The 14110-nt window shown below is 59.9% G+C and carries 11 protein-coding genes; 2 read left to right on the forward strand and 9 right to left on the reverse strand.

Annotation, left to right across the window (positions count from 1 at the left end; translation table 11 throughout):
• Positions 1–2: 2 nt before the first annotated feature.
• On the reverse strand, positions 3–896 hold the full coding sequence (locus tag AC3ITY_RS03905) for a glycine betaine ABC transporter substrate-binding protein (protein WP_489307716.1): 894 nt from the start codon (positions 894–896) through the stop codon (positions 3–5).
• 20 nt (positions 897–916) lie between these two features.
• The gene (locus AC3ITY_RS03910) at positions 917–1633 is read right to left on the reverse strand and encodes an ABC transporter permease (protein ID WP_489307717.1); all 717 of its coding nucleotides are present in this window, start codon (positions 1631–1633) and stop codon (positions 917–919) included.
• Positions 1634–2073: 440 nt separating this feature from the next.
• On the opposite strand from AC3ITY_RS03910, the gene AC3ITY_RS03915 reads away from it, so the two are divergent.
• Both AC3ITY_RS03915 and AC3ITY_RS03920 read left to right on the forward strand, forming a co-directional pair.
• On the forward strand, positions 2074–3657 hold the full coding sequence (locus AC3ITY_RS03915; protein WP_060541686.1) for a peptide chain release factor 3: 1584 nt from the start codon (positions 2074–2076) through the stop codon (positions 3655–3657).
• A gap of 1028 nt (positions 3658–4685) precedes the next feature.
• Positions 4686–4940 (forward strand): hypothetical protein, encoded by a 255-nt coding sequence (locus AC3ITY_RS03920; RefSeq protein ID WP_223454129.1) that lies wholly within the window; start codon positions 4686–4688, stop codon positions 4938–4940.
• Between the two features lie 196 nt (positions 4941–5136).
• On the opposite strand, the gene AC3ITY_RS03925 is transcribed toward AC3ITY_RS03920, so the two are convergent.
• From AC3ITY_RS03925 to AC3ITY_RS03955, 7 genes are all read right to left on the reverse strand, one after another.
• Positions 5137–6117 carry a peptide ABC transporter ATP-binding protein gene (locus tag AC3ITY_RS03925; RefSeq protein WP_489307720.1) on the reverse strand — a complete coding sequence of 327 codons (981 nt, stop codon included), beginning with the start codon at positions 6115–6117 and terminating at the stop codon, positions 5137–5139.
• The gene (locus tag AC3ITY_RS03930) at positions 6117–7085 is read right to left on the reverse strand and encodes an ABC transporter ATP-binding protein (protein ID WP_008051721.1); all 969 of its coding nucleotides are present in this window, start codon (positions 7083–7085) and stop codon (positions 6117–6119) included. The genes AC3ITY_RS03925 and AC3ITY_RS03930 overlap by 1 nt, the downstream gene beginning before the upstream one ends.
• Positions 7086–7095: 10 nt before the next feature.
• The gene (locus tag AC3ITY_RS03935) at positions 7096–8007 is read right to left on the reverse strand and encodes an ABC transporter permease subunit (protein WP_223516079.1); all 912 of its coding nucleotides are present in this window, start codon (positions 8005–8007) and stop codon (positions 7096–7098) included.
• 10 nt (positions 8008–8017) lie between these two features.
• Positions 8018–9028, reverse strand: coding sequence for an ABC transporter permease subunit (locus tag AC3ITY_RS03940; RefSeq protein ID WP_489307722.1), 1011 nt, complete (start codon positions 9026–9028; stop codon positions 8018–8020).
• Between the two features lie 73 nt (positions 9029–9101).
• Positions 9102–10697, reverse strand: coding sequence for an ABC transporter substrate-binding protein (locus AC3ITY_RS03945; protein ID WP_489307723.1), 1596 nt, complete (start codon positions 10695–10697; stop codon positions 9102–9104).
• Positions 10698–10775: 78 nt separating this feature from the next.
• Complete coding sequence (locus AC3ITY_RS03950; protein WP_489307725.1) at positions 10776–12209, reverse strand: OprD family porin; 1434 nt, start codon at positions 12207–12209, stop codon at positions 10776–10778.
• Positions 12210–12382: 173 nt separating this feature from the next.
• Complete coding sequence (locus AC3ITY_RS03955) at positions 12383–13984, reverse strand: ABC transporter substrate-binding protein (RefSeq protein WP_223454120.1); 1602 nt, start codon at positions 13982–13984, stop codon at positions 12383–12385.
• Between the last annotated feature and the right edge of the window lie 126 nt (positions 13985–14110).

A 14110-nucleotide genomic window follows, 5' to 3' on the forward strand; every position in this document is an offset into this window, starting at 1 on the left:
CCTCAGTTCAACGGATGCTGGCGCAGGAAATCTGCGGCAACGGATGAAGGGCTTTGGTGATCGACATCAACCCGCGCGTTGAGCTGGCGCATGGTTTCGTCGTCGAACAGGTCCGCCAATGGTTTGAGCTGTTCGGCGAGTTTCGGATGGGCATCGAGGTAGGCCTGGCGGACAACCGGCGCGGCGGTGTAGTCGGGGAAGTAGTGCTTGTCGTCTTCCAGCAACTTGAGCTTGAACGCGCTCAAGCGTCCGTCAGTGGTGTAGACCAGGCCCGCAAATACCTGGCCGTTGCGCAGGGCGGTGTAGACGAGGCCAGCGTCCATCTGCCGGATATTTTTACGGGTCAGGTCCATGTCGTAGCGCTTGACCATGCCGGCCAGACCGTCGGAGCGGTTGGCAAACTCGGTGTCCAGCGCCACCAGCGGATTGTCCTTGGCCTCGGCGCGCAATGTGCGATTGAGGTCGCTGATGGTGTGGACCTGGGGGTACTCGGCGGCGATGTTCGCCGGCAGCGCCAATGCATAGGTGTTGCTGAATTTCGACGGTGAAAGCCAGGTCAGGCCTTTCTTCGCGTCCAGCTCGGTGACCCGTGCCAATGACTGCTGGCTGTCGAGTTTTTCCGTGACATGGTTGTAGGAAACCAGCGATACGCCGGTGTACTCCCAGACCATGTCCAGTTGCCCGCTTTCCTGGGCACTGCGGGCCAGGTTGCTGCCTAATCCACCGGTGACCTGAGCGTCGTAACCTTTGGTTCGCAGGTATTGGGCGGTGATCTCCGCCAGCAGGGTCTGTTCTGTGAACACCCGGGCGCCGATGCGGATCACCGGTTTGTCAGCGGCTTGGGCAAATCCTGCGCACAGCAGGACGCAGCCTAGTAAAAAGCTTGAAGTTTTCATGACGATTCCTTTGCCGGGGCTTAAGACGGGCGCAAGCCGCGTTCGAGCCAGAGGCGGCTGGCGAGTGTCACCAGGCCGTCGAGCAACAAGGCCAGCAGGGCGGTGCAGGCCGCGCCGAGCAGCAATTGCGGCTGATTGTTCAGGGCGATGCCGGGGAAGATCAGGCTGCCGAGACTGTTGGCGCCGATCAGGAACGCCAACGGCGCTGTCCCGACATTGATCGCCAATGCCACGCGCACACCACCGATGATGATCGGCACGGCGTTCGGCAATTCGACTTTCCATAGCACCTGGAACGGGGTCATGCCGATGCCGACTGCGGCTTCCTTGAGCGAACCCTGAACGTTTTTCAGGCCTTCGTAGGTATTGCGCACGATAGGCAGCAAGGAGGCGAGGAATAGGGCGAAGATGGCCGGGCCGCTGCCGATGCCAAGGATGCCCAGGGCGATGGCCAGGACGGCCAGGGGCGGAACGGTGTTGCCAATGTTGAAGAGCTGCATGAAGCGTTCGGCGCGGCCGACCATGGACGGGCGGCTGAGGAGGATGCCGGCAGGAATGCCCACGACAAGGGCGGCCAGCATGGAAGCAAGGACGAGAACCAGATGAGCTTGCAGGTAAAACAATAAATCGTCGCGGTAGTGTTCGATCGTGTTGATGCCGATCCATTGGATCAGCAGGGCCAGAAGGGCGAATACCAGCGCGCCTCCTATCAGCCCTTTGCCATAGTGGATAGCCACAGGCGGACTCCTTTTTTCAGTCGGCGAACACTTTTTCGTGTGGCAAGGCCATTCCTGGCTGCCGAAAAAGTGATCGCGAGAAGCAGCTCATGCCGAGCGCGTTCCACTGTAGGAGCGAGCTTGCTCGCGATGAACGTCCAGGCAACGCGTACATTCAGGTGCCCAGCGTTATCGTTGACGTCCATCGCGAGCGAGCTCGCTCCTACAGAGGGTAGGCACACAGCTTTTCGAGCCATGAACACAGCCTCGTCAGGCCGAATTGCAGGTGTTTCAGGCCCCCGACGAGTGGTCGTAACGGGGGAGTGGACGTCTCCGTGCTTTAAAAGGTTCCCATCTGCGGCAGCATTTGGCCACCCCTAATGTGCTCAACGGTTCGGTTCTTGGATCAACTTGGGCTATAATCTGCGCCCTTTTTTGAATCACCTGCCAGGCGATTTCCCATGACCAAACAGGCCGCCGAAGTCGCGAAACGCCGCACTTTCGCCATTATTTCCCACCCCGATGCCGGTAAGACCACCATCACCGAGAAGCTCTTGCTGATGGGCAAGGCGATTGCGGTAGCCGGTACGGTGAAATCTCGTAAATCCGATCGCCATGCCACCTCCGACTGGATGGAAATGGAAAAGCAGCGTGGTATCTCCATTACCACGTCGGTCATGCAGTTCCCGTATCGCGAACACATGATCAACCTGCTCGACACCCCGGGCCACGAAGACTTCTCCGAAGATACCTACCGCACCCTGACCGCGGTGGACTCGGCGTTGATGGTGCTCGACGGCGGTAAAGGTGTAGAGCCACGGACCATCGCCCTGATGGACGTCTGCCGTCTGCGTGACACGCCGATCGTCAGCTTCATCAACAAACTCGACCGTGACATCCGCGACCCGATCGAACTGCTCGACGAAATCGAAGCGGTCCTGAAGATCAAGGCCGCGCCGATCACCTGGCCGATCGGTTGCTACCGTGACTTCAAAGGCGTGTATCACCTCGCCGATGACTACATCATCGTGTACACCGCCGGTCACGGCCACGAGCGCACCGAAACCAAGATCATCGAGAAGCTCGACTCCGATGAAGCGCGCGCCCACCTGGGCGACGAGTACGAGCGTTTCATCGAGCAGCTGGAACTGGTGCAGGGCGCCTGTCACGAGTTCAACCAGCAGGAGTTCCTCGACGGTCAACTGACCCCGGTGTTCTTCGGTACGGCACTGGGCAACTTCGGTGTCGACCACGTCCTCGACGCCGTGGTCGATTGGGCTCCGCGCCCACTGGCACGCGTGGCCAACGAGCGCACCGTGGAGCCGGTGGAAGAGAAGTTTTCGGGCTTCATCTTCAAGATCCAGGCGAACATGGACCCGAAACACCGCGACCGTATCGCCTTCATGCGTATCTGCTCCGGCAAGTACGAAAAAGGCATGAAGATGCGTCACGTGCGCACTGGCAAGGACGTGCGCATCGGCGATGCCCTGACGTTCTTCTCCTCCGAGCGTGAGCAACTGGAGGAAGCGTTTGCCGGCGACATCATCGGCCTGCACAACCACGGCACCATCCAGATCGGCGACACCTTCAGTGAAGGCGAAGTCCTGGGCTTCACCGGTATCCCGCACTTCGCCCCGGAACTGTTCCGCCGCGTGCGCCTGAAAGATCCGCTGAAATCCAAGCAGCTGCGTCAGGGCCTGCAACAACTGGCCGAAGAAGGCGCGACCCAGGTGTTCTTCCCGGAACGCAGCAACGACATCATCCTCGGTGCCGTCGGTGTGCTGCAGTTCGATGTGGTCGCCAGCCGTTTGAAAGAGGAATACAAGGTCGAGTGCTCCTACGAGCCGATCACCGTTTACTCGGCACGCTGGATCGAATGCAGTGACAAGAAGAAGCTTGAGGAATTCTCCAACAAGGCTGTGGAAAACCTGGCACTGGACGGCGGTGGTCACCTGACCTACCTCGCGCCTACGCGGGTCAACCTGGCCCTGATGGAAGAGCGCTGGCCGGACGTGAAATTCCGTGCGACGCGCGAGCATCATTAAGCGCTGAGTTGAAATACCCAAAACCCCGTTTGCGAAAGCAGCGGGGTTTTTTATTGGTGCGCCAGGCATGGCGCGTTGCGCGTAAGCGCAACCAGCTTGGCTGTGGTGGCCACGCTGGTGACTTGGAGGTGAAAGTCCTCTACACACCCGGCAAGGGGAAGTGTTAGCCAGAGGCAAGGGTGTCGCGGGTGACTGCGAATCTGAAGGAAGCCCGAGGCAAAATGCTGGCCTGACGAACAGGAAGCGGATAGAGGCGGCGCAGCGGGGTAAGAAGGCCAATATCTTCAAAGCCCGATACTTGCACGGAACGCTGCGACGTAGATCCGACAGGCATAAGCAGGAAGGTCGCGCGAATTACCCTGGGAGATCTGTTTAGCCTGCCATGTGCTACCGGCGTCGCGAGATGACGGGATGGGCGACAGAAGTCAGCAGAGGCCGTAGTAGTTGCTCGAAACCGGAGTGATGAAGGGCTGAACCTGCCATGAGTGGATAGTCGGGTGTGATCTCTGTTGGAGCGTAAAGCAGAAACTCCGCGTAGCGGAGGTCAAGACCATTAGGAGGTAGGAGCCGGAAGCTCCGAGGGCCGGTCTGGGCGCTTAGATACCGCAGGCGACACATCAACGGAACCAAGCTCGCTGACGTTGTTTGTCAGTAGGCAGGAACCGCCGTATACGGAACCGTACGTACGGTGGTGTGAGAGGACGGCGGGGGCAACCCCGCCTCCTACTCGATCCTGTTGCAATTCCCTGTAGGAGCGAGCTTGCTCCGGGCGGCGATCCGACGATGATTCCAGCCGCGCTGCGTTTATCCAGACAGAGCGCGTCATCGTTAGCATCCATCGCGAGCAGGCTCGCTCCCACAGGGTTCCTCGGTGTTAGTGGAATTGTGAATAACCCCTATTCCAAACCAATCTCCAAACCCACTGCATTTTCCCCCGCTCGACAGCGTCCAATCTGGAGAACCCGGCTGATCGGAACTAGATTTGACTCAGCGCCAGACAGGCACTCAACGAAAGGAAGGAATCGGCTATGAACAGGTTGTTTCGCGTTTTACTGCTGTTGAAGGTGTTGGTGATGCTCTCGCTCGGGACTTCGATGGCGTGGGCCGAGTGCACCAACCACGGTGAGCAGGCTTCGAGCGGGCAGGCGGGTTATGCGGGGCTGATGCTCGCCAAGTCCGAATCGGAACCGGGAGATCAGGGGCAGGGTGGTGCTGACAACGACGATGACTCGACCACCGACGAGCCGGACTCCGATGAGGAAGAGGGCGACAGCCAGACGTAGTCGCTCGATGGCGGGCAAAAGAAAACCCCTTCTACCTGACTGATGCGCAATCGAGGCGGAAGGGGTCGGGTTAACTTCAACTAATTGGACAACTCAATCCCTGTGGGAGCGAGCCTGCCCGCGAAAGCGATCTGTCAGTCGACATTGATACTGACTGGCATGACGCCTTCGCGAGCAGGCTAGCTCCCACAGTTTTTTATGCCGCGCCGTCGAGGAATTGCTCGGCGTAGTGGCAAGCCACCTGGCGGCCGGCGAGCAGGCGCAGGGCCGGCTCTTCAGTACTGCATCGCTCGGTGGCATACGGGCAGCGCTTGTGGAAGGCGCAGCCGGACGGCGGGTTCAGCGGGTTGGGCAATTCGCCGACGATCTTGATTTTCGGCTTGTTCGGATCCGGATGGATGGCCGGTGTCGCCGACAGCAGCGCCTGGGTGTAGGGGTGCAGGGGACGGGAGTAAATGTCCTCTTTCGTGCCCATTTCCACCGGGCGACCGAGGTACATCACCATCACATGGTCGGCAACGTGGCGTACCACCGCCAGGTTGTGGGAGATGAACACGTAGGCGGTGTTGAACTCTTGCTGCAAATCCATGAACAGGTTGAGTACCTGCGCCTGAATCGACACGTCCAGTGCCGAAGTCGGTTCGTCCGCCACCAGCACTTTCGGTTGCAGCATCATCGCGCGGGCCAGGGCGATCCGCTGGCGCTGACCGCCGGAGAACATATGCGGATAACGCTGGTAGTGCTCGGGACGCAAGCCCACCTGCTTCATCATCGCCTGGACTTTCTCACGACGTTCCGCGGCGCTCAGGTTGGTGTTGATCAGCAGCGGCTCACCTAGTTGATCACCGACTTTCTGCCGTGGGTTCAGCGAGGCGTACGGGCTCTGGAACACCATCTGCACGTCTTTGCGCAGTTGCTTGCGCTGGGCCTTGTCGGCACCGGCGACTTCCTGTCCGGCGATTTTCAAGGAGCCGGAGGACGGCTCTTCGATCAGGGTCAAGGCACGGGCCAGGGTGGACTTGCCGCAACCCGACTCGCCTACGACAGCGAGGGTCTTGCCGGCTTCCAGTTCGAACGACACGCCGTTGAGGGCGCGTACGGTGGCGTGCCCCTTGAACAGGCCTCGGGACACCTCGTAGTGACGGGTCAGGTCGCGGGCGGTAAGAACGACGGCCATTACGCCACCTCCTGGTTCAGCGGGTAGAAGCAGCGAGCGAGGCTGTTGCTTTTCTGGTCAAGGGCCGGACGTTGTTGACGGCAGTTGTCTTTCACGTACGGGCAGCGTGGCGACAGCAGGCAACCCTGCGGGCGGTCGTAGCGACCGGGCACGATGCCCGGCAGGGTCGACAGGCGCGCGGCCCCCAGGCTGTGTTCCGGAATCGCCTTGAGCAGCGCTTCGCTGTACGGGTGTGCCGGGATGTCGAACAGTTGCGGCACCTGACCGACTTCGACCGCCTGGCCGGCGTACATCACGCACACGCGCTGGGCGGTTTCGGCCACGACGGCGAGGTCGTGGGTGATCAGCACCAGGCCCATGTTCTGCTCTTTCTGCAACGCCAGCAGCAGGTCCATGATCTGCGCTTGAATGGTGACGTCCAGTGCGGTGGTCGGTTCGTCGGCGATCAGCAGTTTCGGTTCGCCGGCAATCGCCATGGCAATCGCGACACGCTGGCTCATACCACCGGACAGTTGATGCGGGTAGGCGTCCATACGGCTGGCGGCACCCGGGATCTCGACTTTTTCCAGCAGTTCGATGGCACGCTTGCGGGCCGCCTTGCCGGACATTTTCAGGTGCAGGCGCAGCACTTCTTCGATCTGGAAGCCGACGGTGTAGCTCGGGTTCAGCGCGGTCATCGGATCCTGGAAGACCATGGACAGGTCTTTACCGACGATCTGCCGACGCTGGCGATTGTTGAGCTTGAGCATGTTCTTGCCGTCGAAATTCAGGGCGTCGGCAGTGACGATCCCCGGATGCTCGATCAGGCCCATCAGCGCCATCATGGTCACGGACTTGCCGGAACCCGATTCGCCAACGATGGCCAGCACTTCGCCCTTGTCCACTTGCAGGTCGAGGCCATCGACTACTGGCGTGGCGTTTTTGTCGCCGAAGCGAACGTTGAGATTCTTGATTTCTAGCAGTGACATGGGAATCTCCTCAGGCGGCATTCTTGAGTTTCGGGTCCAGCGCATCGCGCAGGCCGTCACCCATCAAGTTGATTGCCAGCACGCTGAGCAAAATGGTCAAACCAGGCAGGCTCACGACCCACCAGGCGCGTTCGATGTAGTCGCGGGCCGAAGCCAGCATGGTGCCCCACTCAGGGGTTGGCGGTTGTACGCCAAGGCCGAGGAAGCCCAGTGCAGCGGCATCGAGGATCGCCGAAGAGAAGCTCAGGGTGGCCTGAACGATCAGCGGCGCCATGCAGTTAGGCAGCACGGTGACGAACATCAGGCGTGGCAGGCCGGCACCGGCCAGGCGCGCGGCGGTCACGTAGTCGCGGTTCAGCTCGCCCATCACCGCGGCGCGGGTCAGACGAACATAGGACGGCAACGAAACCACGGCGATGGCAATGATGGTGTTGATCAGGCCAGGGCCGAGGATGGCGACAATCGCCACGGCCAGCAGCAGCGACGGCAGGGCCAGCATGATGTCCATCAGACGCATGATGGTCGGGCCGAGAATCCGCGGGTAGAACCCGGCGAACAGGCCCAGGAGAATCCCCGGAATCAGCGACATCACCACCGACGACAAACCGATCAGCAACGACAGGCGCGAACCATTGATCAGGCGCGACAGCAGGTCGCGGCCCAGTTCGTCGGTACCGAGCAGAAATTGCAGTTGCCCACCTTCCAGCCAGGCTGGCGGGGTCAGCAGGAAATCGCGGTACTGCTCGCTCGGATCGTGGGGGGCAACCCACGGGGCGAAGATGGCGCAGAAAATCACCAGCAGCATGAACATCAGGCCGGCGACGGCGCCTTTGTTCTTGGAGAACGCTTGCCAGAATTCTTTGTACGGAGACGGGTACAGCAGGCTTTGATCGACTGCTACCGATGGAATTGGAGTGGTCATGGTCATGATCTCAGCGCTGATGACGGATGCGTGGGTTGGCAAAGCCGTAGAGGATGTCCACTACGAAGTTGACCACAATCACCAGGCAGGCGATTAACAGGATGCCGTTTTGTACGACGGGGTAGTCCCGGGCGCCAATGGCTTCGATCAGCCATTTGCCGATGCCCGGCCACGAGAAGATGGTTTCGGTCAGGACCGCACCGGCGAGCAATGTGCCGACTTGCAGGCCAACCACGGTCAGTACCGGAATCAACGCGTTACGCAGACCGTGCACGAACACCACGCGCGACGGCGACAGGCCCTTGGCCTTGGCGGTGCGGATGTAGTCCTCGCGCAGTACTTCGAGCATCGACGAACGGGTCATCCGCGCGATCACCGCCAGCGGGATGGTACCCAGCACGATGGCCGGCAGGATCAGATGGTGCAGGGCGTCGAAGAAGGCGTCCGGCTCGCCGGCCAGCAAGGTGTCAATCAGCATGAAGCCGGTGCGTGGCTCGATGTCGTAGAGCAGGTCGATGCGCCCGGACACCGGGGTCCAGCCCAGGCTCACCGAGAAGAACATGATCAGGATCAGGCCCCACCAGAAGATCGGCATCGAGTATCCCGCCAGGGAGACACCCATCACCCCATGGTCGAACAGGGATCCTCGCTTGAGTGCCGCGATCACCCCGGCCAAGAGGCCCAGGACACCGGCGAACAACAGCGCGGCCGAGGACAGTTCCAGGGTCGCGGGGAATAGAGAGGTGAATTCGGTCCAGACGCTTTCACGGGTTCGCAGGGATTCACCGAGATCGCCGTGGGCCAGTTTGCCGATGTAATCCAGGTACTGGGCATACAGGGGTTTGTTCAGACCTAGGCGTTCCATTGCCTGAGCGTGCATTTCCGGGTCGACTCTGCGTTCGCCCATCATGACTTCCACGGGGTCGCCAGGGATCATGCGAATCAACGCGAAAGTCAGCAAGGTGATGCCGAAAAACGTGGGGATCAGTAACCCCAGTCGGCGGGCAATAAAACTAAACATCGTAAGGTGTACCTCATCAGCCGGTTAGGCGTGCCCGGCATGCCTGGGTCAGGCATGCCGGGAGTTTTCTTATCTACTTCACCTGGGTGGTGGCGAAGTTATTGGTGGTGAGTGGGCTAATGTTGTAGCCCTCTACGTTGTTGCGCATTGCGGTAAACATTCTAGTGTGCGCCATGCTGATCCACGGCTGGTCCTGGTTGAAAATAACCTGGGCCTGTTCGTAGAGCGCTGCACGTTCGGCCGGATCGGTTTTTTCCCGGGCCTGGTCGATCAGCGCCTGGAATTTGTCATTGCACCAGCGAGCGTAGTTTTCTCCGTTCTTGGCCGCTTCACAACTGAGCATAGGCGTCAGGAAGTTATCCGGGTCGCCGTTATCGCCCGCCCATCCGGCGGAAACCATGTCGTGTTCGCCGTTTTTGGCGCGTTTGAGCATTTCGCCCCATTCCATCACGCGGATGTCGATCTTGATCCCGACCTTGGCCAGGTCGGCTTGCATCATCTGCGCGCCGAGCATCGGGTTCGGGTTGGTCGGACCGCCACCGTTGCGGGTGAACAGGGTGAAGGTGGTGCCTTCCGGTACGCCGGCTTCCTTGAGCAGGGCGCGAGCCTTGTCCAGGTCATGGGCCGGGTTCTTCAGGCTGTGGTTGTAGCCCAGCAGGGTGTCCGGATACGGGTTGACCGCAGCGGTTGCATTGCCTTTGCCGAACAACGCATTGACGTACGCCTCTTTGTCGAAGGCGATGTCGATGGCTTTGCGCACCCGCACGTCACTCATGTACTTGTGCGTGGTGTTCATGGCGATGTACGAAACGGTCATCGCGTTCAGTTCATCGACTTTCAGCTTGTCGTCTTTCTTGATGCTCGGGATGTCATCCGGTTTTGGATACAGCGCGACCTGGCACTCGTTGGCCTTGAGCTTCTGCAGGCGCACGTTGTTGTCGGTGGCGATGGCCAGGATCAGCGAGTCTGCCGGTGGCTTGCCACGGAAGTACTCCGGGTTGGCCTTGAAGCGTACCTGGGCGTCCTTGTTGTAGCGCTGGAAGACGAACGGGCCGGTGCCGACTGGCTTGTTGTTGAGGTCGCCGGTCTTGTTGGCCTTGAGCAGCTGGTCGGCATACTCGGCGGAATAGATCGAGGAGAACGCCATGGCGATGTCGGCCAGGAACGGTGCTTCGCGGCGGGTCAGGGTGAACTTGACCGTGTTGTCGTCGACTTTCTCGACGCTCTTGAGCAGTTCCTTGAAGCCCATGCTTTCAAAGTACGGGAAGCCTACGCTCGACAGCTTGTGCCACGGATGATTCGGGTCCAGCTGACGCTGGAAGCTCCAGACCACGTCGTCGGCATTCATGTCGCGGGTCGGCTTGAAGTATTCGGTGGTGTGGAACTTGACGCCTTTACGCAAATGGAAGGTGTAGCTCAGGCCGTCTTCGCTGATGTCCCAGGAGTCGGCCAGTGCCGGAATCACGTCGGTGGTACCGGGCTTGAAGTCTGCCAGGCGATTGAAGATGGTTTCGGCCACGGCATCGGCGGTGACTGCAGTCGTGTACTGGACCATGTCGAAGCCCTCAGGGCTGGCTTCCGTGCAAACCACCAGGGGTTTGGCCGAAACGCCGACAGCGACACTGAGCAACGCGGCCGCGATGGCCGCACGTAGGGGAAGCATTTTCATCAAGAACCCTCTGCAATCAGTTAAAGGACAAAAGCCGAACGGCCGATTCGTCATTGAATCAGCCGTTCGGCACGGGCATTACAGGATGTTGAACGGAACCGTGGTCACGAGACGGAACTCGTTGATGCTGCCGTCAGCCTGGTTTTCGCTGGCGCGGTGAGCGGTGTAGGTGCCGCGGATCGTGGTGGCCTTGAGCGGGCCGCTCTGCACGGCGTAGGTTGCACCGATGCCGTATTCATAGTGGTGTTCGCCATCCTGGGACTGGATGCCGTCGTAACCCTTGCCTGCCACGCCGCCGTTGCCGGTGTAGTGAGTACCGTCGATACCCCAGCCGCGAGCCTGGTAGATGTTGAATTTCAGACCCGGCACGCCGTATTCGGCCATGTTCAGACCGTAGGCAACCTGGAACGATTTTTCGTTCGGGCCGTTGAAGTCCGACAGCAGGGAGTTGGCCAGGTAGATGCCGTTGGTTTCGTGCAGGTAGTCGAAGTACTCGTTACCGTTCACTTCCTGGTACGAGAAGGTCAGGGTGTGGGCCTGGTGGGTCAGGCCGAACGACAACGAGTAGGTGTCGTTGTCGATATCGCCGATCAGGGCTTTACCGGTTTCCTTGGTTTTGTAGTAGTTCAGGCCGGTGGTCAGGCTCAGTACCTGGCTGTCGCCCAGTACGTGGGAGGCGCCGAAGTAGTACTGGTTCCAGATGTCTTCAGCCTGGGTCGCCCAGAGGCTGGTGGTCAGGCTGGCGAGCGGGTTGTAAGTGATACCGCCGGTGTAGATGTGGTCGGTTTCGACGATGCCGTTGGCGTATTCGGTGCGGAATTTGCGCTGGCTTTCTTCGGTACGCGGTGAGTTGCGGTCGAAGGTGGCCAGGTCGAAGGCCAGGTTGTTCAGCTCTTCGCTGTGGATGGCCACGCCCTGGAAGCTCGAAGGCAGCGCACGGTTACCGATCACGTCGACCATCGGGCTGCTGAAGTTCATGCGGCCGGCGGTCAGGGTGCTGTTGGAGATACGGGCCTTGACGTTGGCCAGGCCCAGTTTGCTCCACTGGCCTTGAGCGTCGCCGCCTTCCTTGGTCAGGGTACGGTTGTTGCCCGCGCCTGGACGAGAGCCCGGCGCGCCACCGTTGTTGGACGCCAGGTCTTTGCGGTCCCGGTCCAGGGCAACGGCGTTGTAGGCGGCGACTTCAGTGCTGAAACCGACGGTGCCTTCGGTGAAGCCCGAGTTGTACTTGAGGATGGTGCCCTGGACCCAGTTGATCCGGCGATCGGTCGGGGTCGAAACGCCGTCCTTCTTGTAGGCGAACTTGGCGCCGCGTTGCAGTTGCTCGTTGGCGTACCAGTTACGAGTGGTGCCGGTGATCGACTGGCCTTCGACAAAGCCGGTGGCTTCACTTTGGGCGCTTTTCTCGTTCACGGTAACCGGGGTGAAAGCCTGGCTTTGGGTTTCTGCGTAAGCCGTGGCGGTTACGCTGCTTATGGCCAAGGCCAATAACGCGGTGCTGCTCAGTTTCATGGGTAAAGCTCCTTACTTTCTTTTTTTATGCCGGTCTTTTTTTGTGATCCGGCTATTGGTTTAGAACTCATTCACGGCATCGCAAACGTTTGCTGTCAGCCAAATTGGCAAAAGACGGCAAAGCGTCTGCGTGAGGGCGGAAAATCCGCCCCCCGGCATTTCTGGCTAATCGGTTATTTTTCTATGCTGACACCCGAGAAAACGTTGCGACCGAACGGGCTCACTTTGAACCCTTCGATTTTGGCGCTCAGCGGCTGGTTGACCGTTGAGTGGGCGACGGGCGTGATCGGCACTTGCTGCTTGAGCAACTGCTGCGCCTGTTTGTAGAGCAGGGTGCGCTGGTCGCGGTCGGTGACGACCTTGGCCTGCTTGATCAGCTTGTCGTAAGCCGGATCACACCACATCGAGTAGTTGTTACCGCCAATGGCGTCGCAGCTATAGAGCGTGCCCAGCCAGTTGTCCGGGTCACCGTTGTCACCGGTCCAGCCGATCAGGCTGATGTCGTGCTCGCCATTCTTGGTGCGCTTGATGTACTCGCCCCACTCATAGCTGACGATCTTGACCTTGAGGCCGATCTTCGCCCAGTCAGCCTGGAGCATCTCGGCCATCAACTTGGCGTTGGGGTTGTACGGACGCTGGACCGGCATGGCCCAGAGGGTGATTTCGGTGCCTTCCTTGACGCCGGCAGCCTTGAGCAGCTCCTTGGCTTTTTCCGGGTTGTAGGCGGCGTCCTTGATCGTGTCATCGTAGGACCATTGGGTCGGCGGCATGGCGTTGACCGCCAGTTGCCCCGCGCCCTGGTAGACGGCATTGAGAATGCCTTGCTTGTTCACTGCCATGTCCAGCGCCTGGCGTACTTCGAGCTGGTCGAATGGCTTGTGGCGCACGTTGTAGGCAATGTAGCCGAGGTTGAAACCCGGCTTCTCGATCAGTTGCAGGGCCGGGTCGTTCTTCAGTGCGGTCACATCGGCAGGGCGCGGGTGCAAGGTGATCTGGCACTCGCCGGCCTTGAGTTTCTGCACGCGCACCGAGGCGTCGGTGTTGATGGCGAAAATCAGGTTGTCGAGCTTGACCCGGCTCGGGTCCCAGTAATGCTTGTTACCGGTGTAACGGATGTTCGAGTCTTTCTGGTAGCTCTTGAACACGAACGGCCCGGTGCCGATCGGCTTCTGGTTGATGTCGCTCGGCTTGCCTTCGGCCAGCAGCTTGTCGGCGTACTCGGCCGAAAGGATGGCGGCGAAGCTCATGGCGATGTTCTGGATGAACGCGGCGTCCACGCTATTGAGCGTAAAGACTACGGTCAGCGGCCCGGTCTTTTCGACCTTGGCGATGTTCTTGTTCAGGCTCATGCCGTTGAAGTACGGAAACTCTGTCGGATAGGCCTTACGGAAAGGTTGTTGCGGGTCGAGCATGCGATTGAAGGTGAACAGCACGTCATCGGCGTTGAAGTCGCGGGTCGGCGTGAAGTACTTGGTGGTATGAAACTTCACCCCTTCGCGCAGGTGAAAGGTGTATTTGAGGCCGTCCTCGGAAATATCCCAGCTCGTGGCCAGGCCCGGTACGACATTGGTCGCGCCTTTTTCAAACTCTGCCAACCGGTTGTACAGCGGCTCGGCAGCGTCGTTGTCGGTCGCAGTGGTGTACTGCGCCGTGTCGAAACCGGCGGGACTGCCTTCGGAGCAGAACACCAGGCTGTTGTTGGCGGCCTGGCTGATGGAAGTGGCGGCCAACAGGCCGGTGCCCAGCAATGCGGATAAAACCAAGGTATGGCGCATAACGCTCCCTTTTCTCTCAAAGTGTTGTCAATGAGCCGCCGTCCCGTACGCAGACGTAGAGGCATCACTGATTTCAAGCCATGCACGCAGCAGTAACCGATGACCCACGCATGCACTGGTCGGATC

The organism is Pseudomonas sp. GL_091, from assembly GCF_057837725.1.